The organism is Nonomuraea sp. NPDC050540, assembly GCF_044457485.1.
Lineage (GTDB): Bacteria > Actinomycetota > Actinomycetes > Streptosporangiales > Streptosporangiaceae > Nonomuraea.
In genome coordinates, this window is record NZ_JBITHA010000003.1 from 370,098 (window position 1) to 395,573 (window position 25,476).

Annotated in this window: 23 protein-coding genes and 1 riboswitch; of the genes, 10 read left to right on the forward strand and 13 right to left on the reverse strand. The window is 72.8% G+C overall.

The features are described 5' to 3' along the window. The first annotated feature begins 6 nt into the window (after nt 1–6). The 6 genes from ACIBI5_RS12030 (at nt 7) to ACIBI5_RS12055 (ending at nt 7,685) form a co-directional block, all read left to right on the forward strand. On the forward strand, nt 7–867 hold the full coding sequence (locus ACIBI5_RS12030; RefSeq protein WP_397245913.1) for an FAD binding domain-containing protein: 861 nt from the start codon (nt 7–9) through the stop codon (nt 865–867). Beyond that, nucleotides 867–1,340: a (2Fe-2S)-binding protein gene (locus tag ACIBI5_RS12035; protein ID WP_397245915.1), complete on the forward strand. Its 474-nt coding sequence runs from the start codon at nt 867–869 to the stop codon at nt 1,338–1,340. The genes ACIBI5_RS12030 and ACIBI5_RS12035 overlap by 1 nt, the downstream gene beginning before the upstream one ends. Continuing rightward, on the forward strand, nt 1,337–2,716 hold the full coding sequence (locus ACIBI5_RS12040) for an 8-oxoguanine deaminase (RefSeq protein ID WP_397245917.1): 1,380 nt from the start codon (nt 1,337–1,339) through the stop codon (nt 2,714–2,716). The genes ACIBI5_RS12035 and ACIBI5_RS12040 overlap by 4 nt, the downstream gene beginning before the upstream one ends. Further along, nucleotides 2,713–5,010, forward strand: coding sequence for a xanthine dehydrogenase family protein molybdopterin-binding subunit (locus ACIBI5_RS12045; protein ID WP_397245919.1), 2,298 nt, complete (start codon nt 2,713–2,715; stop codon nt 5,008–5,010). Before ACIBI5_RS12040 ends, ACIBI5_RS12045 begins: the two co-directional genes overlap by 4 nt. A gap of 124 nt (nt 5,011–5,134) precedes the next feature. Continuing rightward, entirely contained in the window at nt 5,135–6,541 is a 1,407-nt protein-coding gene (locus tag ACIBI5_RS12050; protein WP_397245921.1) for an NCS2 family permease, read from the forward strand. A gap of 61 nt (nt 6,542–6,602) precedes the next feature. Further along, nucleotides 6,603–7,685, forward strand: a complete 1,083-nt coding sequence (locus ACIBI5_RS12055) for an XdhC family protein (RefSeq protein WP_397245923.1) — start codon at nt 6,603–6,605, stop codon at nt 7,683–7,685. Here ACIBI5_RS12055 and ACIBI5_RS12060 read toward each other — a convergent pair. Continuing rightward, entirely contained in the window at nt 7,682–8,179 is a 498-nt protein-coding gene (locus ACIBI5_RS12060; protein ID WP_397245925.1) for a CGNR zinc finger domain-containing protein, read from the reverse strand. The two genes, ACIBI5_RS12055 and ACIBI5_RS12060, sit on opposite strands and share 4 nt — an antisense overlap. A 45-nt stretch (nt 8,180–8,224) precedes the next feature. On the opposite strand from ACIBI5_RS12060, the gene ACIBI5_RS12065 reads away from it, so the two are divergent. Further along, nucleotides 8,225–9,418 carry a hypothetical protein gene (locus tag ACIBI5_RS12065; RefSeq protein ID WP_397245927.1) on the forward strand — a complete coding sequence of 398 codons (1,194 nt, stop codon included), beginning with the start codon at nt 8,225–8,227 and terminating at the stop codon, nt 9,416–9,418. A 6-nt stretch (nt 9,419–9,424) separates the two neighbouring features. Here the strand turns inward: ACIBI5_RS12065 and alc are convergent, their stop codons facing one another. From alc to ACIBI5_RS12100, 7 genes are all read right to left on the reverse strand, one after another. Continuing rightward, on the reverse strand, nt 9,425–10,372 hold the full coding sequence (alc, locus tag ACIBI5_RS12070) for an allantoicase (RefSeq protein ID WP_397245929.1): 948 nt from the start codon (nt 10,370–10,372) through the stop codon (nt 9,425–9,427). Beyond that, entirely contained in the window at nt 10,373–11,686 is a 1,314-nt protein-coding gene (gene allB, locus ACIBI5_RS12075; RefSeq protein ID WP_397245931.1) for an allantoinase AllB, read from the reverse strand. Nucleotide 11,687: 1 nt separating this feature from the next. Then, on the reverse strand, nt 11,688–12,815 hold the full coding sequence (locus ACIBI5_RS12080; RefSeq protein ID WP_397245933.1) for a glycerate kinase: 1,128 nt from the start codon (nt 12,813–12,815) through the stop codon (nt 11,688–11,690). Between the two features lie 94 nt (nt 12,816–12,909). Beyond that, nucleotides 12,910–14,610, reverse strand: coding sequence for a glyoxylate carboligase (gcl, locus tag ACIBI5_RS12085; protein ID WP_397246771.1), 1,701 nt, complete (start codon nt 14,608–14,610; stop codon nt 12,910–12,912). 2 nt (nt 14,611–14,612) lie between these two features. Further along, complete coding sequence (locus ACIBI5_RS12090) at nt 14,613–15,413, reverse strand: NAD(P)-dependent oxidoreductase (RefSeq protein ID WP_397246773.1); 801 nt, start codon at nt 15,411–15,413, stop codon at nt 14,613–14,615. A gap of 29 nt (nt 15,414–15,442) precedes the next feature. Continuing rightward, the gene (locus ACIBI5_RS12095) at nt 15,443–16,198 is read right to left on the reverse strand and encodes a hydroxypyruvate isomerase family protein (RefSeq protein WP_397245935.1); all 756 of its coding nucleotides are present in this window, start codon (nt 16,196–16,198) and stop codon (nt 15,443–15,445) included. Then, a complete protein-coding gene (locus ACIBI5_RS12100; RefSeq protein WP_184960572.1) occupies nt 16,195–16,572 on the reverse strand; it encodes a gamma-glutamylcyclotransferase in 378 nt (125 codons plus the stop codon). Before ACIBI5_RS12100 ends, ACIBI5_RS12095 begins: the two co-directional genes overlap by 4 nt. A gap of 226 nt (nt 16,573–16,798) precedes the next feature. On the opposite strand from ACIBI5_RS12100, the gene ACIBI5_RS12105 reads away from it, so the two are divergent. Then, nucleotides 16,799–17,950: a winged helix DNA-binding domain-containing protein gene (locus ACIBI5_RS12105; protein WP_397245937.1), complete on the forward strand. Its 1,152-nt coding sequence runs from the start codon at nt 16,799–16,801 to the stop codon at nt 17,948–17,950. 92 nt (nt 17,951–18,042) lie between these two features. Beyond that, entirely contained in the window at nt 18,043–19,185 is a 1,143-nt protein-coding gene (locus ACIBI5_RS12110; RefSeq protein WP_397245939.1) for a serine hydrolase domain-containing protein, read from the forward strand. Between the two features lie 11 nt (nt 19,186–19,196). Here the strand turns inward: ACIBI5_RS12110 and ACIBI5_RS12115 are convergent, their stop codons facing one another. From ACIBI5_RS12115 to thiO, 5 genes are all read right to left on the reverse strand, one after another. Next, a complete protein-coding gene (locus ACIBI5_RS12115) occupies nt 19,197–19,454 on the reverse strand; it encodes a hypothetical protein (protein ID WP_397245941.1) in 258 nt (85 codons plus the stop codon). Between the two features lie 428 nt (nt 19,455–19,882). Beyond that, nucleotides 19,883–21,805, reverse strand: coding sequence for a Stk1 family PASTA domain-containing Ser/Thr kinase (pknB, locus tag ACIBI5_RS12120; RefSeq protein ID WP_397245943.1), 1,923 nt, complete (start codon nt 21,803–21,805; stop codon nt 19,883–19,885). Nucleotides 21,806–21,886: 81 nt separating this feature from the next. After that, nucleotides 21,887–22,642, reverse strand: a complete 756-nt coding sequence (locus ACIBI5_RS12125) for a thiazole synthase (protein WP_397245945.1) — start codon at nt 22,640–22,642, stop codon at nt 21,887–21,889. After that, nucleotides 22,635–22,835, reverse strand: coding sequence for a sulfur carrier protein ThiS (thiS, locus tag ACIBI5_RS12130; RefSeq protein WP_397245947.1), 201 nt, complete (start codon nt 22,833–22,835; stop codon nt 22,635–22,637). Before thiS ends, ACIBI5_RS12125 begins: the two co-directional genes overlap by 8 nt. Nucleotides 22,836–22,950: 115 nt before the next feature. Next, entirely contained in the window at nt 22,951–24,135 is a 1,185-nt protein-coding gene (gene thiO / locus ACIBI5_RS12135) for a glycine oxidase ThiO (protein WP_397245949.1), read from the reverse strand. Next, a riboswitch (TPP riboswitch) is annotated at nt 24,125–24,241 on the reverse strand. It overlaps the preceding gene by 11 nt. A 58-nt stretch (nt 24,242–24,299) precedes the next feature. On the opposite strand from thiO, the gene ACIBI5_RS12140 reads away from it, so the two are divergent. Beyond that, the gene (locus ACIBI5_RS12140) at nt 24,300–25,454 is read left to right on the forward strand and encodes an NAD(P)/FAD-dependent oxidoreductase (RefSeq protein WP_397245951.1); all 1,155 of its coding nucleotides are present in this window, start codon (nt 24,300–24,302) and stop codon (nt 25,452–25,454) included. Nucleotides 25,455–25,476: the final 22 nt, after the last annotated feature.

A 25,476-nucleotide genomic window follows, 5' to 3' on the forward strand; every position in this document is an offset into this window, starting at 1 on the left:
TGACTGATGGAGTTCTTGCGGCCCACCACGTGGGCGGAGGCGCTGGCCGCCAAGGCGGACCAGCCGGAGGCCGTGCCCATCCAGGGCGGCACCGACGTGATGGTGGAGATCAACTTCGACGTGCACCGGCCGCCGGCGCTGCTCGACCTCAACCAGGTGGGCGAGCTGGCCACCTGGTCGCGGGAGGGCGGCACCTACCGGGTCGGGGCGGGCCTGCCGTACGTGAAGATCATCGAGGAGCTCGGCGGGGTGCTGCCGGGGCTCGCGCAGGCCTCGCGGACGGTCGGCTCGCCGCAGATCCGCAACCGCGGCACCGTCGGCGGCAACCTCGGGGCGGCCTCGCCCGCGGGCGACAGCCATCCGCCGTTGCTGGCGGCCGGGGCGGTCGTCGAGGTGGAGTCGCGGGCGCGCGGCGTGCGGATGATCCCGGCGCACGAGTTCTACCTGGGCGTCAAGCGCAGCGCGCTGGAGCCGGACGAGCTGATCAGGGCGGTGCGGGTCGAGGCAGCGGGCGGACCGCAGTACTTCTCCAAGGTCGGCACCCGCAACGCCATGGTCATCGCGGTCTGCTCGTTCTCGGTCGCGCTGCACCCCGGCGAGCGCCGGGTCGGAACCGGGATCGGCTCGGCCGCCCCCACCCCGCGCCGCGCCCTTGAGGCCGAGGAGTTCCTGGCGAACGAACTCGACTGGGACGCCCGCCTCGACTCCGCGGTGCTCAGGCGCTTCGGCGAGCTGTGCTCCCGCGCCGCCTCGCCGATCGACGACGTGCGCGGCACCGCCGACTACCGCAGGCACGCCATCGCCGTGATGGCGCGCCGCACGCTCACCTGGGCGTGGAACGACTACCGGAAAGTGAGGGCCGCCTGATGAGGGTCTCCTTCACCGTCAACGGCCGCGAAGAGTCCGTCGACGACGTGTGGGCCGGAGAGAGCCTGCTGTACGTGCTGCGCGAGCGGGTCGGCCTGCCCGGCTCCAAGAACGCCTGCGAGCAGGGCGAGTGCGGCTCCTGCACCGTCTACCTGGACGGCACGCCGGTCTGCGCCTGCCTGGTCGCCGCGGGTCAGGCCGAGGGCCGCCAGGTCCGCACGGTCGAGGGCCTGGCCGACGGCGACCGCCTCGACCCCGTGCAGGAGGCGTTCGTCGAGTGCGGCGCCGTGCAGTGCGGATTCTGCACACCCGGGCTGATCGTGCAGGCGCACGACCTCATCGGCAGAGTGCCCGACCCGTCCGACGCGGAGATCCGCGAGGCGCTCGCGGGCAACCTGTGCCGCTGCACGGGCTACGAGAAGATCCTCGACGCGGTACGGCTGGCCGCGTCCCGAAAGGCCGTCACCCCATGATCATCGAGAACGTCTACATCGCGCCGGTCACCGGCCCCGAGATCCCGTCCGGATACATCCGGATCGAGGGGGACCGGATCACGGAGGTCGGCTCCGGCGCCGCCGCGCCGGACCCCGGCGAGACCCGCGTCGACGGCACCGGCTGCCTGGCCACGCCCGGCCTTGTCAACACCCACCACCACCTCTACCAGTGGGCCTCGCAGGGCCTGGCGCAGGACGCCACCCTGTTCGAGTGGCTGGTCGCCAGCTACCAGGTGTGGGCCGCCATGGACGCCGAGGTCGTCAAGGGCGCCGCCGCCGCCGGGCTCGGCTACCTGGCGCTGTCGGGCTGCACGCTCTCCAGCGACCACCACTACGTCTTCCCGAAGGGCCGCGGCGACCTGTTCGCCGCCGAGATCGAGGCCGCCAGGGAGCTGGGCATCCGCTTCCACCCCGCCCGCGGCTCCATGGACCGCGGTCAGTCGCAGGGCGGCCTGCCGCCGGACGTGGTGGTCGAGGACCGCGACACCGTCCTGGCCGCCACCTCCGAGGCCATCGACGCCTACCACGACCCGTCGTTCTCCTCGAAGCTGCGCGTCGCGGTCGCGCCCTGCTCGCCGTTCTCGGTCACCGCCGAGCTGATGACCGACGCCGCCGAGCTGGCCAGGGCCAAGGGCGTACGTCTGCACACGCACCTGGCCGAGACGCTCGACGAGGACGAGCACTGCGTCGAGGCGTTCGGCGTGCGGCCGGTCGACTACATGGAGAAGCTCGGTTGGCTCGGCCCCGACGTGTGGTTCGCCCACACCGTGCACCTGAGCGACGCCGACATCGACAAGTTCGCCGCGACCGGCACCGGCGCCGCCCACTGCCCCTCCTCCAACGGCCGCCTCGGCGCCGGCATCGCCCGCGTCTCCGAGATGCTGCGGCGCGGGGCCAACGTCGGGCTCGGCGTCGACGGCAACGCCTCCTCCGAGCTGACCACGCTGTCCGGCGAGATGCGCCAGGCGTTGCTGTTCCAGCGCGCCGCGCACGGGCCCACCGCGCTCACCGCCCGCCAGGCGCTGGAGATGGCCACCATGGGCGGCGCGCGCAACCTCGGCCGCGCCGGCGAGCTCGGCTCGCTGGAGGCCGGCAAGCTCGCCGACATCGCGCTGTGGCGCGTCGACGGCGCCTTCGCCGGCGCCGTCGATGACCCCGTCTGCCAGCTGGTGTTCGCCACCCGGCAGCCGCCACTGGCCCGCCTGCTCGTCGGCGGCGAGAGCGTCGTCGAGAACGACGAGCTGAAGACCGTCGACCAGGACGCGTCGGGACGCGCGGGCGCCGAGGCGCACCGGCGCCTGATGCGGCTGGCGCGGGAGCGGGGATTCTCCGTCGCCAAGGAGGTACACACGTGACACTCCCGCTGCGCGCGCCGCACGAGATCGCCGCCCCCGGCATCGGGGGAGTGGGCGAGAGCACGTTGCGGCCCGACGGGACCCTCAAGGTCAAGGGCGAGTTCGCCTACGCCTCCGACCTGTGGGCGGAGGGGATGCTGTGGGGCGCGACGCTCCGCAGCCCCCATCCGCGTGCCCGCATCGTCTCGATCGACACCGCCGCCGCACTCGCCCATCCGGGGGTGCGCGCCGTACTCACGCACGAGGACGTCCCCGGCCGCAAGCACTACGGGCTCGACCTCACCTGGGACCAGCCCGTGCTGGCCATCGGCGAGGTACGCCACCAGGGCGAGGCGATCGCGCTCGTCGCGGCCGACCACCCCGAGACCGCCCGCCGCGCGCTCGACAAGATCGCGATCGAGTGGGAGATCCTGGAGCCGCTGACCGACGCCAGGCGGGCCGCCTTCGACCCTTCCTACCCGCGGGTGCAGGACCGGCCGAACCCGGCCCGCCACCAGCCGGTCAGGGTCGGCGACGTCGAGGCCGTGCGCGCCGCCGCCGAGGTCGTGGTCACCGGCACCTACGAGGTCGGTATCCAGGACCAGGCCTTCCTCGGCCCGGAATCCGGCCTCGCGGTGCCCGCGGAGGACGGCGGCGTCGAGCTGTACGTCGCCACCCAGTGGATGCACAACGACCTCAAGCAGATCGGCCCCTGCCTCGGCCTGCCCGAGGACCGCATCCGGATGACGCTGTCCGGGGTCGGCGGCGCGTTCGGCGGGCGCGAGGACCTGTCCATGCAGATCCACGCCGCCATGCTCGCCCTGCGCACCGGCGCGCCGGTCAAGATGATGTACAACCGGCACGAGTCGTTCTTCGGCCACGTGCACCGGCATCCGGCCCAGATGCGCTACGAGTACGGCGCGTCCCGGGACGGCAAGATCCTCTACGCCGACGTGGAGATCGTCCTGGACGGCGGCGCGTACACCTCGGCCACGCTCAACGTCGTGGGCAACGCCGCTTCGCTCGGCGTCGGCCCCTACGAGATCCCGAACGTCAAGATCGACGCTTATGGCGTCTACACCAACAACCCGCCCTGCGGGGCGATGCGGGGGTTCGGCGCGGTCCAGGCGTGTTTCGCCTACGAGTCCATGATGGACAAGCTGGGTGAAGCCTGCGGGATCGACCCGGTGACCATCAGGCGAACAAACGCCGCCTCCCAAGGGTCCGCGCTGGCCACCGGGCAGATCATCCACGCGCCGCTGCCCATGAAGGACATGCTCGCCCAGGCCCGCGACCTGCCCATGCCCCCTCCGCTCGACAGTTCCGACCTCCGCAACCTGCCCGGCGGCGCCTCCCAGACCACCCACGGAGAGGGGGTACGGCGGGGCGTCGGCTACGGCGTCGGCCTCAAGAACATCTGTTTCTCCGAGGGCTTCGACGACTACTCCACAGCCCGGGTGCGCCTGGAGGTCATCGGCGGGGCCGCGACCGCGCTGGTGCACACGGCCGCCGCGGAGGTCGGCCAGGGGCTGGTGACCATCGAGGCCCAGATCGCTCGCACCGAGCTGGGAATCGAGAACGTGGTCATCCATCCGGCCGACAACCAGGTGGGCAGCGCGGGGTCGTCGTCGGCGTCGCGGCAGTCGTACATGACGGGCGGCTCGGTCCAGGCGGCCTGCTGGGCCGTACGCGATCGCCTCTTCGCCCTCGTGGACGGGGTGTACGACGATTTGTCGCTCGCCGGGGGAAAAATCATCTCTGCCTCGCGGGGAGTGGTCGCGAGCATCGAGGACGTCCTGGGCGACCAGGTCATCGAGGAGACCCGCGAGTACCACCACCACCCCACCACCGGCATGGACCCGGTCACCGGCCAGGGCGACACCCACACCCAGGTCGCGCTCTGCGTGCATCGCGCCGTCGTCGACGTCGACGTGGAACTCGGCCTGGTGAAGGTGGTCGAGCTGGCTGCCGTCCAGGACGTCGGCAAGATCCTCAACCGCCTCTCCCTGGAAGGCCAGATCCACGGCGGCACCGCCCAGGGCCTCGGCCTCGCCGTGATGGAGGAGATCGTGGTCAGCGACGGCAAGGTACGCAACCCGTCCTTCACCGACTACCTCATCCCCACCATCCTCGACATGCCGCCCATGCGGCTGGAGATCCTCGAGAACGCCGACCCGCGGGCCCCATACGGGCTGCGTGGCGCCGGAGAGCCACCCACGCTCTCCTCCACCCCGGCCATCGTCGCGGCCATCCGCGACGCCACGGGGCTCGCACTCCACCGAGTGCCTGTGCGTCCGGAGCACATCACGGGATGAACCACTCCGGGTGAGTTGATCAACAGGGGCAGCCCGCACCCCCCATGTCAGCGGGACAGACTCCACAACCGCACCCAGCGGCAGCGCAGCCGCAGGTCGACCACGCCCGAGGAGGGCCCCGACCATGACCCAACTCCAGACAAAACCCCCAACCGGAGCGCTGGACCGGTTCTTCGACCTGTCGGGCAGGGGGAGCACCGTCGGCAGGGAGGTGCGCGGCGGCATCACCACGTTCGTGGCCGTCGCCTACATCATCCTGCTCATCCCGATCATCCTCAGCGGCGCCAAGGACGTCACCGGAGCCCAGCTCACCATCCCGCAGCTGACCACCGCCGTCGCGCTGTCGGCCGCGCTCACCACCATCCTGATGGGCCTGGTGGGGAACGCCCCGTTCGCGCTGGCCTCCGGGCTCGGCGTGGCGCCGGTGGTGGCCTTCCAGGCGGCGCCGTTCATGACCTGGGACCAGGCCATGGGCCTGGTGGTGCTCGAAGGCGTCGTGATCGTCGTCTTCGCCCTCACCGGCATCAGGCAGCTCATCATGGACGCCATCCCCACCGGCCTGAAACACGCCATCGGGGTCGGCATCGGCATGTTCATCGCGCTCATCGGCCTCGTGGACGCCGGATTCGTCGGCAGGGGCGAGGGCACGCCCATCACCCTCGGCGCCGGCGGCCACCTGCAGGGCTGGCCCGTGGTCGTCTTCTGCGCCGGGCTGCTGCTCATGCTCGGCCTGTACGTGCGCCGCGTGCCCGGAGCCATCCTCATCAGCATCGTCGCCGCGACCGCGCTGGCCATCGTCGTCAACGCCGCCGTCGACGGGCTGAAGTGGGGCGTCGTCACCCCGGCCGTGCCCAAGGACGTCTTCGCCACCCCCGACTTCGGGCTGCTCGGCTCCGTCGACCTGTTCGGCGGCTTCGGCCAGGCCGGAATCCTGACCGCCACCGTGGTGCTGTTCACGCTTGTGCTGTCGGGCTTCTTCGACGCGATGGGCACCATCATCGGCGTCGGCGAGGAGGCCGGGCTGTCCGACGACAAGGGGCAGATCAAGGGCATCGGCAAGATCCTCACCATCGACGGCTTCGGCGCCATCATCGGCGGCGCCACCGGGGCCTCGGCCAACACGGTCGTCGTGGAGTCGGCGGCGGGAGTCGGGGAGGGCGCTCGCACCGGCCTCGCCAGCCTCGTCACCGGCGGGTTGTTCGCGGGCGCGATGTTCCTGACCCCGCTGGCCGCCGTCGTGCCCGCCCAGGCGGCGGCGCCCGCGCTCGTGCTGGTGGGGGCGCTCATGATGACCGCCGCCCGCAAGATCTCCTGGGACGATCTGGAGCTGGCCGTTCCGGCCTTCCTCACGATCTCCCTGATGCCGTTCACCTACTCGATCACCAACGGGGTCGGGGCGGGGATCGTCGCGTACACCGTGATCAAGGCGGCGCGCGGCAGGTTCTCCGAGATCCACTGGCTGTTGTGGCTGATCACCGCCATTTTCGTGGCCTATTTCGGGATCTCGTTCATCGAGGGCCTGTTCGGCTAGGCCCCTTCCGCCCGGGGGAACGCCCGCGGGCGTTCCCCCGCCTACAGCTCAGGGAGACACCATGCGTGATCTCGTCGACGACCTCCTGGCCTGGACCGGGGAGGGCCGGCGGTTCGCGGTCGCCTCCGTCGTCGGGGTCGGCGGCAGCGCGCCCCGCGAGCCGGGAGCCGCGCTGGCCGTGGCAGAAGACGGCACCGCCGTCGGCAGCGTCTCCGGCGGCTGCGTGGAAGGCGCGGTGTACGAGCTGTGCCTGCGCTCCCTCGAAGAGAACCGGCCCCTGCTGCGGACGTTCGGCTACAGCGACGACGACGCGTTCGCGGTCGGGCTGACCTGCGGCGGCGTCATCGAGATCCTCGTATGGCCGAACACCGCCGAGCCCGCCTTCCGCACCTACCTGGAGGCGCTGGCCGCCGATGAGCCGGTCGCCCTGGCCCGGATCCTGCCCCCGGCCAGTGGCGACCCCTTCTCCTTGACGGTTGAGGCGGATGGGCGAGTCACCGGCGCCTCCGGCGACCCCGTCGTCGGCCGCCTCGTGGCGGCGGAGGCGGCGGCCATGCTGGACACCGGCCTGACCGGCGTCAGGGAGGTGGGCTGTGACGGCCTGCGGATGTTCGCAGAGACCTACGCGCCCCCGCCCCGGCTGCTGGTCTTCGGCGCCGTCGACTTCGCCGCCGCCCTCACCCGCGCCGGTCGCTTCCTCGGCTACCACGTGACCGTCTGCGACGCCCGCCCGGTCTTCGCCACCCCCAAGCGCTTCCCCGACGCCCACGAGGTGGTCGTCGACTGGCCGCACCGCTACCTGGAGCGCACCCCCGTGGACGCCCGCACCGCCATCGCCGTCCTGACCCACGACCCGAAGTTCGACATCCCCCTGCTGGAACGGGCCCTGCGCACCGAAGCCGGTTACGTGGGCGCGATGGGCTCGCGCCGTACCCACGAGGAGAGGTCGCGCCGTCTGCGCGAGGCGGGCCTGTCCGAGGCCGAACTGTCGCGCCTGCGCTCCCCGATCGGCCTCGACCTCGGCGCCCGCACCCCGGAGGAGGTCGCCGTCTCCATCGCCGCCGAGCTCGTGGCCACCCGGCGCGGCGGCACCTGCCGCCCCCTGACCACCACCTCCGGCCCCGTCCACGCCCTCACCCGCTAGGCGCGCCTGCGCTCCCGATAGGCGCGCACCTTCGCGATGCTCCCGCACCCCCGCGAATCCGAACCTCCCGGGCTCATCACGCACCAGCGGCGGCTGCCGTTGCGGCTGTGGTCGTAGAAGACCCACGAGCAGTCGGGACAGGCCTTGAGCCGCGCCCACTGCCCGGCCCGCACCGCCTCCGCCACCACCGCCAGAACCCGGCCCGCCGCCGTGCCGTCCTCGGGGGTCAGCACGAGCGGCGGGCTCCCGGGGTCGGACGAGAGCCCGGCCCGCAGCGGGTGCCGCTCCAGCCATGACGCCAGTACGGCCGGCCGCTCGACCCCCAGAGCCGCCCGCAACGCCGCCCTGAGCTCCGACATCTCACCGAGGTCGGCCGGATCGGCCAGCGTGCCGGGCAGCGTGTCCTCGGCCACCCGCGTGTCGTTGGGCACCCACCACGTGTTGAGGAACGACCGCACCTGCTCCAGCGCTCCCGGCGCCACGCTCTCCGTCATGTAACCAGTTTACTCGATAGCCGGTAACTGTTACTGTCTATAAGTATGACCGGTAAACAGTATCTGGCCGTACTGCGTTCGCCGGGGGTCGGGGTCTGGTTCGCCGTCCTGGTCTGCCAGCGGTTCCCGGTGGCCGCCGCGCCGCTCGCGCTGGTCTTCCTCGGGCACGCCGCCACCGGCTCCTACGCCGTCGGCGCCCTCCTGGGCGGCGGCCACGCGCTCGCCGAGGCGGTCGCGGCAGGCCCTCTGGGCAGGCGTTTCGACCGCCGCCCCGCCCGCTCCGAGATCGCCCTGGTCCTGGGTGTGGAGGCCGCGGCCTTCGCCCTGCTGGCCCTGCTCGCCACCGCCTCCCCCCGCGCGGAGTGGTGGACGCCCGCGGGAATGCTCGCCCTGGCCGGGCTCGGCGGCGCGATCTCCGCGGGCGCCCACGGCGGCCTGCGCGCCCTCCTGGTACGGCTGGCGCCACCCGAGCGACGCGTGCCCGCGCTCAGCCTCGAATCGGTGGCCGGCACGACCGTCTGGACCGTCGCCCCCGCGGTGGTGGCGCTCCTGGCCGTCGTGGACGCCCGCCTCCCGATCCTGCTCATGGCCGCCGTGGCGGCGGCGGGAGCGCTGGCCGGACGCCGCCTCCTCGACCCGCCCAGGACCGCCACCGCCCACCGCGCCCGCCTGTGGCGCATCAGCTGGCCCGCGATGGCGTACGACGGGGCGATGATGTTCGCCTTCGGCGCCGTCAGCCTGGCGCTGCCGGTCCTCCTGGCCGCGCACGACGCCGACGCCGCCCTGGCCGGCCCGGTCCTGACCGCGTACACCCTGGCCGGAATCGGCGGCGGCCTCCTGTACGGCGCCCGCGCCTGGCCGGGCACCCCGCCGGCGCAGGCGGCGCTGCTGTCGGCGGGCATCGGTCTCGCGCTGGGCGCGGCCACGCTGGTCCCGGTGCTCGGCCTGGTCGTGGCCCTGTTCGCGGTCGCCGGCCTCCTGCAGACGCCCGCCCTGACCGCCCGCGCGGTGTCGCTGCAGGACCGGCTGCCGGAGTCGCAGTGGGCCGTGGGCTTCTCCGGCATGTACGCCGCCGGCGGGCTCGGCTACGGCGCCGCCGGGATGACCGTGGCCTGGCTCGTGGAGCGCGTCGGCGCCCAGCCCGCCATCGGCCTGTGCGTGGCCCTGAGCACCCTGGTCGCCCTGGGCTCCTCCGTGGCCGAACGCCGCCGGGTCACCACGGACGCGGCGATGGCATAAGGCGTCTCACGCCAGGTTGCCGTGCAGGCGGATCCTGGCCAGGCCGCCGTCCGGGTAGATGTCGGCCCGCACGTGGGTGACGGGCCGGGCCTCCCCGACCCGGAAGCGGTGCGGGGTGTCGGGCTGCAGGCCGGTCCGGGGGAGCAGGTCGAACCAGTCGCCCTCGCCGTCCCTGCCCCGCAGCCTGATCGCGCCCGGCGCGTTGAACAGCAGGTTCGTCGTGTCGATCTCGGCCAGCCCGATGACGCCCCGCCCGGCCAGGCGCACCTCGATCCAGTCGTTGCCCTCGTCGCGCCGCCGCGCGGTCTCCCAGCCCTCCGCCTGGTGCCTGGCCAGACCGGGGGCGATGGCGTTGTGGGGCGCGGAGTAGAACTCGTTCGAGCACCCGGTCACCACCGCGCCGTTGGCCAGCGCGGCCAGGTCGAGGCTCAGCCCGTCATACAGCGACAGGTCAGGGCGTACCTCGCCGTGCACGCGCAGCCGGGCGATCCCCCCGTCGGGGTACATGTTCAGCCGCACATGGGTGTAGCGGCGCTCGTCGCGCACCTCGAAGTGATGCTCGGCATCGCCCTTGAGGTCGGCGCGCGGCACGATCTCCACCCATCCGGCCGTCGCCAGCTCCTCCGGAGACGGGGTCCCGGTCACCTCGCACGCCTCCACCGAGGCGTGCGGCGGGAAGTTCCCCTTGAACCACGCCGTGTCGATCACCACGCCGCGCACCGTGCCGGGCAGCCCCAGCCGGATGATCGCCCAGTCGTGACCGGGCGTGCGGCGGCGGCGGGTCTCCCAGCCGTCGTACACCTGTCCCTTGTTGCCGAACGTCTCCGCCTGGAAGGCCGGTCTGCCCGGCCGGACGAGCGCCTCCTTCTCGGCGAACGACTCGTCGCTCGCGGCGATGACGGCGCCGCCGTACCCGCGCAGGGCGAGGTCGGGAAGTCTGGTGAAGGCGGGCATTCAGTGTGCTCCCAACTGCAGAAAGGTTCCGAACGGCCCCGCCGTCACGTCGACGCGCCGGCCGCGGAGCCAGGTGGTGCGGACGACGCCCCGCAGGGCGCGCCCGTGGTAGGGGGTGACGGGGTTCTTGTGGTGAAGGGCGAGGGCGTCGACCCGGTGACCGGCCTCGGGGTCGAAGGCGACCAGGTCGGCGTCGTACCCGGGGCGGATGGCGCCCTTGCCGGGGACGCGGGCCAGCCGGGCGGGATTCTCCGCCATCCAGCGGGTGAGGTCGGCCAGGCCGTACCCGCGGCGCGATCCTTCGGTCCAGACGGCGCTCAGCCCGAGCTGCAGCGAGGCGATGCCGCCCCACGCGGCGGCGAAGTCGGGCACCTTCAGGTCCGCCGGCGACGGCGAGTGGTCGGAGACGACGCAGGTCAGCACGCCGTCGGCGAGTCCCTGCCAGAGCAGGTCGCGATTGGCGGCCGAGCGGATGGGCGGGCAGCACTTGAACGCGGTCGCGCCCTCGGGCACCTGCTCGGCGGCGATGGTCAGGTAGTGCGGGCAGGTCTCGGCGGTGATCGGCAGGCCCTCGTCCCGGGCGGCGCGCAGCGGTTCCAGGCAGCCGGCGCTGGAGACGTGCAGGATGTGCGTGCGCGCGCCGGTTTCCCGGGTGAGCCTGATCACCTGCTCGACGGCGCTGCGCTCGGCCGAGCCGGGGCGCGAGTCGAGGAACTCGGGGTAGCTCGGGCCGGCCGGGTCGGCCAGCAGCGCGGGGTCCTCGGCGTGCACGATCATCAGGCCGTCGAATGCGGCGATCTCGGCCAGCGCGAGGCGTACCTCGTCGAGTGACAGCGGCGGGAACTCCTCCACGCCCGACGGCGACAGGAAGCACTTGAAGCCGAACACGCCCAGCTCGTGCAGCGGCCGCAGCTCCTTGACGTTGCCGGGCACCGCCCCGCCCCAGAATCCGACGTCCACGAAGCACTGCCCGGCGGCGGCGGCCCGCTTGGCGGCGAGCGCGGCGGGCGTCACGGTGGGCGGCAGCGAGTTGAGCGGCATGTCCACGATCGTGGTGACGCCGCCCGCCGCGGCAGCGCGCGTCGCCGAGGCGAACCCCTCCCAGTGGGTGCGGCCCGGCTCGTTGACGTGCACATGGGTGTCGACCAGGCCGGGCAGCAGGGCCACCTCGCCGAGGTCGAGCTCGGTGGCCGCGGGCGTGCTCGCCTCGTGCGGGCGTACCGCCGCGATCTTCCCCTCCCGTACGGCCACCGCCGCCGCGCGGACCCCCTCCGGGGTCACCACGCGCCGCGACCGGATCACCAGGTCGTCCATCTCACCTCCAGTCGGCGGCGATGCGCGCCGCCAGCCGTTCGAGCAGCGGGCCGGCTTCGGCCATGCAGCGGTCCAGGTCGGGCTCGATGTCGCTGAGCGCGTAGGCGGCGCGGATCCCGGCGGCGCTGAGCTGCTCGTCGGTGAGCGTGCGCCGCCCGCAGACGGCCACGACCGGCACGCCCGCCCTGGCCGCGGCCCTGGCGACGCCCACGGGAGCCTTGCCGCGCAGCGACTGCTCGTCGAGCGAGCCCTCGCCGGTGACGACGAGGCGGGCGCCGCGCACGTGCTCGCCGAAGCCGAGCAGGTCGAGCAGGTATTCGATGCCCGGCTGGATCTCGGCCCTCAGGAAGGCGAGGGCGGCGAACCCGACCCCGCCCGCCGCGCCCGCGCCGGGCGCGCCCGCGACGCCCATCGGCCGGGGCGTGCCGTCGTGCTCCACCGCGCCGACCAGGCCATGCGTGGCGGCGGCGCGGGCGGCCAGCCGCGACAGCCCGGCCTCCAGCACCTGGACGTCCTCGGGCGAGGCGCCCTTCTGCGGCCCGTAGACGGCGGCGGCGCCGTGCGGGCCGAGCAGCGGGTTGTCGACATCGCTGGCGACCACCACCTCGACCCCAGAAAGCTCGATAAAAGCGGACATGTCGATCTTCGCCAGGTTCCGCAACGCCGCCCCGCCCTCCGGCAGCTCCGCACCCGCCTCGTCCAGGAACCGGGCGCCCAGCGCACGCGCCATCCCGGCGCCGCCGTCGGTGCAGGCGCTGCCGCCGATGCCCAGCACGACGCGCGTGGCGCCCCGCTTGACCGCGTCCGCGATCAGCTCGCCCGTGCCGTAGCTGGTGGCGCCGAGCGCGTCCGGCGCGCCGGGCAGCCTGCGCAGCCCGGACGCCTCGGCCATCTCGACGACGGCGACCGGCGCCCGCCAGGCGTACGCGGCCTCGACGGGCTCGCCGGTGGGACCGGTGACGGTCAGGGGCACGCGCTCGAAACCGCAGGCCACGGCGGCATCGACGGTTCCGTCGCCGCCGTCGGCCACGGGCAGCTCGACCGTCGCGACACCCAGGCCGGCGCTGACCCGGGAGGCCACCTCGGCCGCCGTGAGCGACCCCTTGAACTTGTCGGGGGCAACAAGCACGTGCTCCACCACTACGAACTCCTCGCGAGCTGTTACAGAATGGCCGGACGCGCCTTCCTGCCCGGTGCGAGCGGGCAGGAAGGCGTGCCTATCATCACACCTGCTCCGGAAGGGGTTCGAACTCCCTCACCGCGTCGATGGACGACAGGCTGTGCGGGGTGTTGGCCTCACGCTCGATCATGATCTCGACCAGCACGGGCCGCGAGGTCCGCTCGGCCTCCTTCGTGGCCCATTCCAGCGAGGAACGGATCTGGGCCGGGTCGAAGACGCGCGTGCCGGCGCAGCCGTACGCCTCCATGATCTTGACGTTGTCCGAGCCGAACGCGTCGTAGTGGATGTTCACCTCGTAGTTCATGTCGTAGCCGATCGAGGCCTGCCGGATCAGACCCAGGTACTCGTTGTTGAGCATCACCAGCACGAACGGCACGTTGTACTGCGCCGCCACCGCCAGCTCCTCGACCAGGAACTGGAAGCCGTAGTCGCCCACGACTCCCACGACGGTGGCCTCCGGCCTGGCCTTCTTCACGCCGATGGCCGCCGGGATCTCCCAGCCGAGCGGCCCGGCCTGCCCGCACACCTGGTAGCGGCGCGGCTTGCCGGCCTTCTGGTGCTGGCCGCCCCAGATCTGGTAGAGGCCGATCGCGGTGACGAAGTAGGTCTCGTCGTCGAAGTACTCGTTGATCTCCTTGTAGACGCGCGGCGCCTTGATCGGCACCTCGTCGAAGTCCTCGCGGCGGGTGAGCGTGCGCTTGAGCTCCCGCACCCGCTCCACCCACGCCCCCGGGGTACGGCTCACGCCGCGCTCGCGCGCCAGCGCGGTGACCGCCCGCAAAAACAGCCGCGTGTCGGAAACGACGCCCAGGTCGGGGCCGAAGACCCGGCCGATCTGGGTCGGCTCGATGTCCACGTGGATGAACTTCCGCGACCCCCGGTAGACGTCGAGGGTGCCGGTGTGCCGGTCGCCGAAGCGGGCGCCGAGCGCCAGCACCAGGTCCGATTCCAGGAAGGAGGCGTTGCCGTACCGCTGGGAGGTCTGGATGCCGGTCATGCCGCAGTACAGCGGGTGGTCCTCGTCGATGGAGCCCTTGCCCATGAGCGTGGCCTGCACCGGGATCTGCAGCAGCTCGGCCAGCTCGGCCAGTTCCGGCGAGGCGTCGGCGAGGATGACGCCGCCGCCGGCCAGGATGATGGGCCGCTCGGCGGCCAGCAGCATGTCCAGGGCGCGCTCGACCCGCGGCGGGTGCGGGTGCGCCCGGGTGACGGGCAGCGGGGCGTCGATGGCCGGGTCGTACTCGATCTCCTGCTTGGCGATGTCCACCGGGATGTCGATCAGGACCGGCCCCGGACGGCCCGATCGCGCGATGCGGAAGGCCTCGCGGAAGATCCAGGGCGCCTGCGCGGCCTCCTTGATCTGCACGGCCCACTTGGTGACGGGCTTGGCGATCTCCACGATGTCGACCGCCTGGAACGCCTCCTGGTGCAGCTTCGTGGAGGCGGCCTGGCCCGTGACGCAGATCATCGGGATCGAGTCGGCGATCGCGGTGTACAGACCGGTGATCATGTTGGTGCCCGCCGGGCCCGAGGTGCCGATCGCGAGGCCGACCCGGCCGTTGGTGCGCGCCCACCCGTCGGCCATGTGGGTGGCGCCCTCCTCGTGCCTGACGATGAGGTGCTCGATGCCGCCGAGCCGTTCCATGGCCTTGTACAGGGGCAGGATGGCCGCGCCCGGGCAGCCGAAGGCGACGTCGACGCCCTCCGACCGCAGGACGTGGACGACTGCCTCCATCGCCGGCATCTTCATCGGCTGAGCCCTTCGACGACCTTGAGCAGGGCGGAGTGGTCGAGGCCGCCGTGGCCCTGCGCCCGCGCGGCGGCGATGAGCTGCGCGGTCAGCGCGCCCATCGGGACGGCCACCCCGGCGCCGCGGGCGGCGTCGAGGATGATGCCCATGTCCTTGTGGTGCAGGTCGACGCGGAAGCCCGGCCGGAAGTCGCGGGCCAGCATCGAGACGCGCTTGAGCTCCAGGATGCGGCTGCCGGCCAGGCCGCCGGCGAGCACGTCCAGGCCCGCGGCGGCGTCCACGCCCGCGGCCTCCATCAGCACGATCGCCTCGGCGACGAGCGCGTAGGTGCCGCCGACGACGAGCTGGTTGGCGGCCTTCACGTACTGGCCGGCCCCCGGGCCGCCGACCAGCTTGTACGTCGTGCCGACGGCCTCGAAGACCGGCCTCGCGGCCTCGAAGTCGTCCGCCGAGCCGCCCACCATGATCGACAGGACCGCGTCGGCCGCGCCCTTCTCCCCGCCGGAGACCGGGGCGTCGAGGCTGCGCTTCCACCGCTGGGCGACCTTCTGCGAGGTCCGCGGGGTGATGGTGGAGAAGTCGATGTACAGGGCGTCCGGCCGGGCGTTCGCCGCGATCTCCGGGAAGACGGCCTCGACCTGCGGGTCGGCGGGCAGCATCGTGATCACCACGTCCGCCCCGCTCACCGCCTCGGCCACGCCGCCCGCGAGGGCGCCCCCGAACTCCACGGGGTTGAGGTCGTAGCCCGTCACCTCGTGTCCGGCCTTGACCAGATGCCCGGCCATGGGCCTGCCCATGATCCCGAGCCCGATGAAACCGATCTTCACTAGCTGAACTCCTTGATCCAGTCGAAGTCGAGGCCGGGGTCCTTGTACTCCAGCCCCACCCAGCCGTCGTAGCCGTCCAGGAGGTTCCTGAGCGGGATCTCCCCGGTCCCCGGACGGCCCCGGCCCGGCGCGTCGGCGATCTGGACGTGGCCGACCAGCGGATGTGCGAGAGCCGCGGTCAGGTCCTCGCCCATGCGGGCCAGGTGGTACAGATCGCACAGGAAGCGCACGTTCGGCTCCCCGACGTTCTCGATCACGTCGATCGCGCCCTTCACCGACACCAGCGGGTAGGACGGCGACTCGTAGCTGTTGAGCGCCTCGACCAGCACCACCGCGCCGATCGCCGCCGCCTTGCGCGCGGCCAGCGCCAGGTTCTCCAGCGCCAGCGCGTCCTGCTGCCGCTCCTGGCCGGTGACGCGGTTGCCGTACAGGGCGTTGAGCGCCGTGCAGCCCAGCCGCTGCGCGATGCCGACCGCGACGTCGAGGTTGTCGCGCAGCCGCGCCCGGTCGGCGGGCCGCGAGAACAGCCCGCGCCCGCCCTCGGCGATGTCGTCGGCGAAGTTCAGCCCGACCAGCCGCACCCCCGCGTCCTCGACCGCGGCGACGAACGCGTCCACCTCATGGTCATCCGGTACGGCGGCCGCGAACGGCCACCAGAACTCCACCCCCTCGAACCCGGCGGCCTTGGCCGCGGCCGGCCTCTCCAGCAGGGGGAGGCCGGTGAACAGGATGGAGCAGTTGACGTCGAACCTCACGCTCTCTCCTTGTAGGTCGTCCAGGAACCGAAATCGGTGATGTCGGCCAGCTCGGCGTGCGAGGTGTTCGGCCGGCGCAGCAGCATGGCCAGCGCCGACCTGCCGTCGGCCAGCTCGATCACCCCCAGCTCCAGCTCCGGCGGCTCGGCCGGCAGGACCTGGTCACGCAGCCGGTCCAGGTCCAGGTCGTACAGCTCGCCGTCGATCTCGGCGCCGCCGTGCGAGACCGGGTACAGCGCGGGGCAGCGGCCGCCGACGGAGTAGAAGCGGTACTTGGCCGCCGTCCGGGTCTCGGCCACAAGTGGCGCGTCGCCGAGCAGATGGTGCAGCGGTCCGCCCCGCATGGCGCCGCCGTTCAGGAACATCAGGGTCATGCAGGCTCCTTCGCCGGGGACGGGGCCCGTAGGTCTGCCCGGTGGCGGGCAGCGCGGTGCCTGAGTGCCGTTTCAGTACACCCAGCGGCCTCGTGGCCGGTCTAGCCGCCAGACGTCCGAAGCCGGCGCGTGCCGTACGCGATCAGCTTGTGCGTTGTGCCAAGCCCATGCGGCTGAGGAGCGCGTTGTGTGCGATGGTGGCCTCGGCGAAAGGACGGAGGCACTCGTGGAGCGGATCACGGCGCGGCAGCGGCGCGCCCGCCTGGGCGCACGGCATGCGCTGGCGCGCAAGGCGGCCGGCGTCGAGCAGGTCGTGGAGTCGGTCGTGGCACTCCACGCGACCGACCCCGCGACCGTGTTCCTGTCGGCGGGCGCCCGCCTCGCCCTGCCCGCGGTCTCGGCCGTGGAGAAGGCCCTCTACGCCGACCGGACCCTCGTGCGGATGACCGGCATGCGGCGCACCGTCTTCGTCGTGCCCGAGGCGCTCGTACCCGTCGTGCACCACTCCTCGACCGTGGCCATCGCCGCCAGGGAGCGCAGGGCGCTGGTCAAGCACTTCGCCGAGGGCGGGCCGTACGACGAGGAGTGGATCGCCGCCGCGGAGGCCGCGGTGGTCACGGCCCTGGGCGAGCTCGGCGAGGCCGCCGCCACCGAACTCGGCGCCGTCGTGCCCGAACTGCGCCGGCAGATCGTGTACGCCCCCGGCACCCGTCAAGAGACCCGCCAGGGAGTGGCCACGCGCCTGCTGACGTTGATGGCCATGGACGGCACGGTGGTGCGCCGCGGCCGCCCGGCGGGCACGTGGATCAGCGGCCAGCACAGATGGGCTCTGGGCGGCCCGATGCCCGGCCTGCCGGTGGAGGAGGCCCAGTCCGCGCTCGTGGAGCGGTGGCTGCGGGCCTTCGGCCCGGGGACCGAGGCCGACATCAAGTGGTGGACCGGCTGGACGCTGGGCGACACCCGCCGCGCGCTGAAGGCGCTGGACGCGGTGCGGGTCGAACTGGACGAGGGCACCGGCTACGTCCTCCCCGGCGACCTGGCGTCCCCGTCACCCGAGCCGTGGGCGGCGCTGCTCCCCGCGCTGGACCCGACCCCGATGGGCTGGCAGGGACGCGACTGGTACCTCCCCCAGGAGCACCGCGCCGACCTGTTCGACCGCAGCGGCAACGTGGGCCCGACCGTGTGGTGGAACGGCCAGGTGGTGGGCGGCTGGGCGACCCGGGCGGACGGCGAGATCGTCTGGCGCCTGCTGTCCGACGTGAGCTCCGAGGCCCGCTCCGCCATCGAGTCGGAGGCGGCGGGCCTGGCCACCTGGCTGGACGGCGCCAAGGTGACTCCCCGCTTCCGCACCCCCTTGGAACGCGCCCTGACCGCCTGACTTATCGGCACTTAGCACCGGTGGGCCTACAAAGATCCTCGACCTCGGCGTGAGGGACACCCTCGTGCCGCCGGACGTGGAAAGGACCCACTGTGGGGAAACGTGTGACCGCGGGACTGGCCGGTGCCGCTCTCGCGCTAGGTCTGGCCCAGCCCGCCACCGCCGGGGCCGACGCCCGCACGGGTGACGTACGGCGGGCCATCGCCGAGCTGGCCGACGCCGACGGGGTGCTGGGGGCGATCGGAGAGCTCTACGTGGACGGCAGGCGCGTCGGCCGGAGCAGCGCCGGGTCGCGGCTGCTCGGCGGGACGGGCGGGAAGATCCCGACCGACGCCCGCTACCGGATCGGCTCCCAGACCAAGGGGATGACCGCCACCGTGATCCTTCAGCTCGTCAAGGAGGGCAGGCTCGGCCTGGACGACAAGGTCGCCGACGTGCTGCCGGTCGTGGCCGAGAAGGACCTGGTCGAACGGGCCGGCGAGATCACCGTGCGGCAGCTGATCAGGCACACCTCCGGCGTACCGGAGTGGTTCAGGCCGGAGCTCGTCGACGTCTTCGACTTCACCACCTACCACCGCCCGGCCGACCTGCTCAAGCTCTCGCGGGCGCAGCCGCGTACCGGCGAGCCGGGGGAGAAGTTCTCCTACTCCAGCGCCAACTACACGCTGCTCACCATGATCATCGAGCGGATCGCGGGCAGGAGCCTGGCGGCCGAGTTCGAGCGGCGGTTGTTCCGGCCACTGGGGATGAGCGACACCTACCTGCCGATCCGGCCGCCGCAGGCCATCAAGGGCCCGCACGGCCACGGCTACGCGCCCGGCCCCGACGGCAGGCTCCACGACATGGACCGCCTGAACGCCAGCTGGGGACACGGCGCCGGCGGCGTCATCTCCACGGCCCGCGACCTGAGCACCTACCGGCGGGCCTTCCTCCAGGGCAGGCTCCTGCCGGCCGACCTCCAGCGGGTGATCACCGACCCGCCCGAGGGCGCGCCCCCGATGCCGTCACCGCCGTGCGGCGGGCAGATCGTGCAGACCAACGGCGGCGCCCCCGGCTTCACCTCGGCGACCATCAGCACCCGCGACGGGCGCAAGCACTTCGCGATCTCCACCACGCTGGACGCCGAGCAGAGCCTGAACGTGGTCAGGGCCATCTCCAAGGCCGCGGAGTCGGTCCTCTGCCCGGACCAACCGGACGGCCCGGCGAGCCCGCGGAGCGCGGGGCGGCAGGGGTAGCGGGGGAGCGGTCAGCGTGGGGCGAGGACGGCGATCTCGCCCCGCGCGACCGGCAGCCGCTTCACCCGCAGAGCACCCTCACCCGGCCGCCAGTCCACCACCATCGACGCGTAGTCCGGCTCGGCGGGATACACCTTGTCCGTCATCACGTAGTCCCCCGTCAGCACCAGCCGCCCGTCCGGGGTCCACGCCATGGACGTGGTCTTGATCGAGGCGGGCACCGGCATCGACGGCAGCCGGGTCCACCGGAGCGTTTCGACATCCAGCACCCACACGTCCAGGTACTGCCGGGGCCCGGGAACGCCGGATCCACACCCCGTCCGCCAGCGCCCGTGCCCGCGCGCCGTCGAGCACATAGACCCGCCCGGGATCGCGCCGCCCGGGCCTGACCGCGGCCACCGCGGTCCGCCCCGCCACGAACCCCCAGTACTCCCTGCCGGGCGGCAGCCCCTCGACGGCCGTCCGCCGCCCGGAGTCCACCTCCAGCAGGTACGCCCGCGCCCCGGTCACCAGCAACCGCAACCCGCCGCCGGTCAGCGGCCCGCCGGTCAGCGGCGCCATGGGCCGATCGCCCCGGGGGAAGGCGGTGGGAGAAGGCGCGGCCGTACCCGATGACGTGCACCCGGCCACGACCACCACAGCGGCCGGCACCACAGCGACTCTCATGAACCTCATACCGCGCCAGACGGCGAAAGGTTCACCGCCAGAGGTACACCAACGCTCCCGGCGGACGCTCGCTGTTCGGCGTGGGCCGCTGGAAGCGCACCACGTCCCCGCCCATCAGGCTGCGCACCCTGACCTTGAACCCCTGCGCCGACAACTCGCTCCTGGCGTCGTTGACGGTCTTGCCGATCACCTGCGGCACGATCCGGAACTCGGCGTCGTCACGGGCCTCGTCGTCATCGCCGCGGAACCAGTCGAAGAAGTCGCGGCAGCGCGAGATCGTGAGCTGCGCGGGCGTGCCCTTGTCCACCTCGGACTTGGCCTTGGGGCTCTGCGCGATGACCGTGCACGGCTCGGCGTCGTCGTCGACCTCGTTGACCTGCACCCCGAGCCCGCGCTCGCCCAGGTAGGCGGCGGCCTCGTCCTTGGGCATGCCGCCGACGTCCGGCATGATCAGCCCGGCGCTGACGAACAGCCCGATCTTCGAGCCCTCCTTGACCTGCTCGCCCACGTCGGGCGAGGAGCGGATGACGGTGCTGCGGGGCACCTGGAGGTTCTCGATCCGCCGCACGTTGCCGACCTGCAGCCCCGCCGCGGCCAGCGCCGCGCGCGCGTCGGCCTCCGACATGCCCTGGGTCTTGGGTACGGCCACGCGCTTCGGCCCCAGCGACGGCACGATCGTCAGCGTCGAGCCCTCCGCCAGTTCCGACCCGGCGACGGGGTCGGTGCTGAGCACGAGCCCCTTGCCGTACTTCTCGTCGTGGCGGCCCTCGGCGGGCTTGACCACGAAGCCCATCCCCTGGGCGTTCTTGATGGCGACGTCGACGTTCTCCCCGATCAGGATGGGCACCTTGACGTAGCGGGTCTGCGCGAAGTACGCGCCGGTCATCGCGATCGCGGCGACCATCACGGTGGCCAGCCCGATGAGGAACCAGCTGGGCCTGAACCCCTTGCCACCGCCGCGCGACCCGCGCGGCGGCGCGGGCGGGGCGGTGTGGAGGTCGGCGCGCGGCTGGATGAGCGTGTGGCTGGGCGGCGGCACGTGCTGCGGGCCCGACATGCGGGCGTGCGCCCCGCTGTGGGGCGGGGCGTGCGGCGGGGTGCTCTGCCTCGGCAGCATCCGGTGGGCGTCGACGGCCGCGACCAGCATCGCGGTGGCGTCGGCCGGACGGTCCTGCGGATCGCGGGCGGTGGCGTGGGTGACGAGCGTGTCGATGAGCGGCGGCGTCTCATGCACCAGCGACGACGGCGGCGGCACGCTGTCGTGCACGTGCCGGTAGGCCACCGACATGGGCGTCTCGCCGTCGTAGGGCTGCTGCCCGGTGACCAGCTCGAACAGCATGATCCCCGCGGCGTAGACGTCGCTGCGCACGTCGGCGCCGCCGGTCGTCACCTGCTCGGGCGACATGTAGCCGATCGTGCCGATCATCACGCCGGTGCGGGTCTGGTTCGTGGCCTCGATGGCGCGGGCCAGGCCGAAGTCGACGACCTTGACCCGGCCGTCGTCGGTCAGCAGGACGTTCTCCGGCTTGACGTCGCGGTGGACCATCCCGCTCTGGTGGGCGGCGCCGAGCGCGGCCAGCACCGGGATCATGATCTCCAGGGCCTCGCGGGCGGGCAGCCTGACCCGCTCGCGCAGGATGTCGCGCAGCGTCTTGCCCGGCACGTACTCCATCGACAGGTAGACGACGTCGCCGTCGGTGCCCTGGTCGAAGACGTGCACGACGTTGGGATGGGAGAGGCTGGCCACGGACTTGGCCTCGCCGATGAACCGGCGCACGAACGCGGGGTCCTCGGCCAGCGAGCGGTGCATGACCTTCAGCGCTACCGTGCGGTCGAGCCTGACGTCGAGCGCCAGGTAGACGGTCGCCATCCCGCCCCGGGCGATCCGGGACTCGATGCGATAGCGCCCGTCGAGCAGTCGCCCGACGAGAGGGTCCGCGGTCGTCGTGTCCACGTGGCCGAGTTTACGGTCGTTTTGCCACTGGAGGGGCCTGACCATCCGAAACCGATGCCATTACGTGGCACTCCGTCGTCACTAAGGGTGCATGGGCGAGGACGCTTCAGCATAGCGGCGGCGGGGGATGCGCCCGGCCTGGCGCGCCAACCGGCCCGCCTGGACGGCCTGCCTCATCGCCGCGGCCATGAGCTCGGGCCGCTGCGCCCTGGTCACGGCGGTGGCCAGGAGCACCGCGTCGCAGCCCAGCTCCATGGCGAGCGCGGCGTCGCTGGCGGTGCCGATCCCGGCGTCGAGGATGACCGGCACGGAGGCGGCCTCGACGATGAGCTCGATGTTGTGCGGGTTGCGGATGCCGAGCCCCGAGCCGATGGGCGCGCCGAGCGGCATGACCGCCGCGCATCCGGCCTGCTCCAGGCGGCGGGCCAGCGCGGGGTCGTCACCGATGTAGGGCAGCACCACGAACCCGTCGGCCACCAGCCGCTCCGCCGCGTCGAACGTCTCGATCGGGTCGGGCAGCAGCGTGCGCTCGTCGGCGATGACCTCGAGCTTGACCCAGTTGGTGCCGAGCGCCTCGCGGGCCAGCCGGGCGGTCAGCACGGCCTCGCCCGCGGTGAAGCATCCCGCGGTGTTGGGCAGCACCTTGATGCCGCGCTCGCGCAGCACGTCGAGCACGGATCCGGGCGCGGACGGGTCGAGCCGCCGCATCGCCACCGTGGTCAGCTCGGTGCCCGAGGCGGCCAGCGCCTGGTCGAGCACGTCCAGCGAGGGGGCGCCGCCGGTGCCCATGATGAGGCGGGAGGCGAACTTCTCCCCGCCGATGATCAGCTCATCCACCCTGCACCGCCGTCAGCACCTCGACCCGGTCGCGGTCGGCCAGCGCCGTGGTCTCCCACGAACTGCGCGTGACCACCTCGTCGTTCACGGCCACCGCGACCCCCTTGGTGGCTTCCGTCAGCGTCCGTACGGCCTGCGCCACCGTCGTCCCGTGGGGCACCTCATGCGAGGCCCCGTTGATCGTCACATTCATGAAATATCCCCCTTCGGGATGAAAATTCGGGAAGCCAGGTTTGGGGAGGCGAGCTTCGGGTGGTCGGGTTCGGGAGGCGGGTAGTTGGTCGGCCGGTATGGGGCGGCAGGGCTGCTCAGGGTGCGAACCGGGCGGGCGAGCACAACGACGACAGCTCGCGCTCCTCGCCCATGAGGACGGCGGCCGTGAGCGGAGCCAGCAGCACCCCGCCCCGGTGATGCCCGGTGGCCAGAAGCAGCCCCCGCTCACCGCCCGGCCCGACGAGCGGCAGGTTGTCCGGCGTGCCGGGCCGCAGCCCCGCCACCACCTCCGCCAGCTCCAGCTCGGTCACCCCGGGCACCAGCTCGCGGGCGTCGCGCAGCAGCTCGTACACCCCGCCCGCGGTCACCCGGGTGTCGAACCCCAGCTCCTCCTGCGTGGCTCCCACGACCAGCTCGCCGTCGCCGCGCGGCACCAGGTAGACGGGCAGGCCGTGCACCGTGCCCCGCACGCACCTGCCCAGGAGTGGCTCCGGCGAGCGCAGGCGAAGAATCTGCCCCTTCACCGGCCGCACCGGCACCGGGGCCAGCGACCCGCTCCACGCCCCCGCCGCCAGCACCACCCGCTCGGCGCGCAGCTCCTCCCGGAACGGCCCGCCGTGTTCCTCCCGGTAAGGCTCGCCGCGCTCCTGCCGGTAAGGGCCGCCACCGGCCTCCCGGTGCGCCCCGTCACCGGTGTCACCCGGGCTCAGCCGTACCCCCTGGACGCCCTCATCGCCGCGCAGCAGCTCGCGCACCCGCGCCCGCACGATCGGGACCCCGAGGCGCTCCAAGGCGGCCAGCAGCGCGCCGGCGACCCTGCGCGGGTCCACCCAGGCGTCGTCGGGCGCCAGGAGGCCGCCGCGCACGGACGGCGCGAGCATGGGCTCCAGGCGGCGGCATTCGCGCCCGCCGAGTCGTTCGACCCGCAGCCCCAGCTTCTCCATGAAGCCCGCCGTCTCCTCCAGGACGGCCAGGTCGTCGGCGCCGAAGGCCACGTCGAGCGTGCCGTCGGCGCGGTAGTCGAGCGCCCCGGCGGCGAGGCCCGCGTCGGCGGTCAGCTCGGCGGCGAAGGCGGGCCAGCGCGCCAGGGAGGCCGCGCCCAGGCGCAGCAACGGCTCCTCGGTGAACGTGACCTCGCTCACCGGCGCGAGCATCCCCGCGGCGGCGTGGGTGGCGCCCGAGGCGGGCGCGGGGTCGACGACGGTGACGGGCCGTCCTGAGCGGGCAAGGCGCCAGGCCACGCTGAGCCCGACGACGCCGCCGCCCACGATCACGTGCATGTCCGCTCCCTACGCCGGCATGATCCGGATCAGGTGTCTTGCGGTCGAAGGCCCGATGAAGCCTTCCTCTCAGTCCGGTTAAGGCCGGACTCCCGCGCGTCTTACGGTCCCAGCCTACGGCCTCGGCAGGCACTCTCACGATTGACCCCGGTATGGTCGGAACCGTGGATCACGTGGTGGTGGTGGGAGCCGGCCTGGCCGGAGTACGCAGTGTCGAATCGCTGCGCGGGCGCGGGTTCGAAGGAAGGATCACTCTCCTCGGCGAGGAGAGGCACCGGCCCTACGACCGTCCACCCCTGTCGAAGGCGGTGCTGCTGGGCACGAGCGACGACAGCTTCGTCGACACCGACCTGGCCGCCCTGCGGGCCGACTTCCGGCCGGGCGTGGCCGCGAAGAGCCTGCGTGAGGGCGTGGTCGAGACCACCGAGGGCGACCTGCCCTACGACGGCCTGGTGATCGCGACGGGCTCCGAGCCGATCCGGCTGCCGGGCGAGGGCCCCCAGCTGGTCCTGCGTACGCTCGACGACGCCCACGTGCTGCGGGCCGCCCTGGTGCCCGGCGCGCGGGTGGCCGTGGTGGGCGCGGGCTGGATCGGCGCCGAGGTGGCGACCGCGGCGCGCAAGGCGGGCTGCGTGGTCACCGTGATCGAGGCGGCGGGAACGCCGCTGTCGCACGCGATCGGCGAGATGGGCGCGCGCACGCTGCCCTGGTACGAGGGCGTCGACCTGCGGCTCGGCACGATGGTCAGCGAGGTCGTCGAAGGCGGTGTGGAGCTGGTCGGCGGCGAGTTCGTGCCCGCCCATGTGGTGGTGTCCGGCATCGGCGCCCGCCCGGTGCTCGAATGGCTCGCCGACGCCGACATCGACCTGCACAACGGCGTCGTCACCGACGAGCACCTGCGTACCTCCCTGCCCGGCGTGGTGGCCGTCGGCGACTGCGCCAACTGGTGGTCGCGCCGGTTCCAGACCCGGATGCGGGTCGAGCACTGGGACACCGCGCTCAACTCTCCCGACGTCGCCGCCGCCACGCTGCTGGGCGAGAAGGCGGTCTACGACCCGGTGCCGTACTTCTGGTCGGAGCAGTTCGGTCACATGCTGCAGTACGCCGGATACCACCCGGCGGGCGGCCGGGTCGTGTACCGCGAGGGGCAGAAGTGGTCGGCGGTGTGGCTGACCTCAGAAGATCGGATCACCGCCGTGCTGGCCGCCGATCGGCCCCGCGACCTCGTCCAGGGCCGCCGTCTCATCGAGGCTGGCGCCCGTCTTGATGTGGAACGCCTGGTAGATCCGGATGTGACCCTACGAGATTGTGTTGTTTGAGCAAGCACTCCATGTGGTAGTT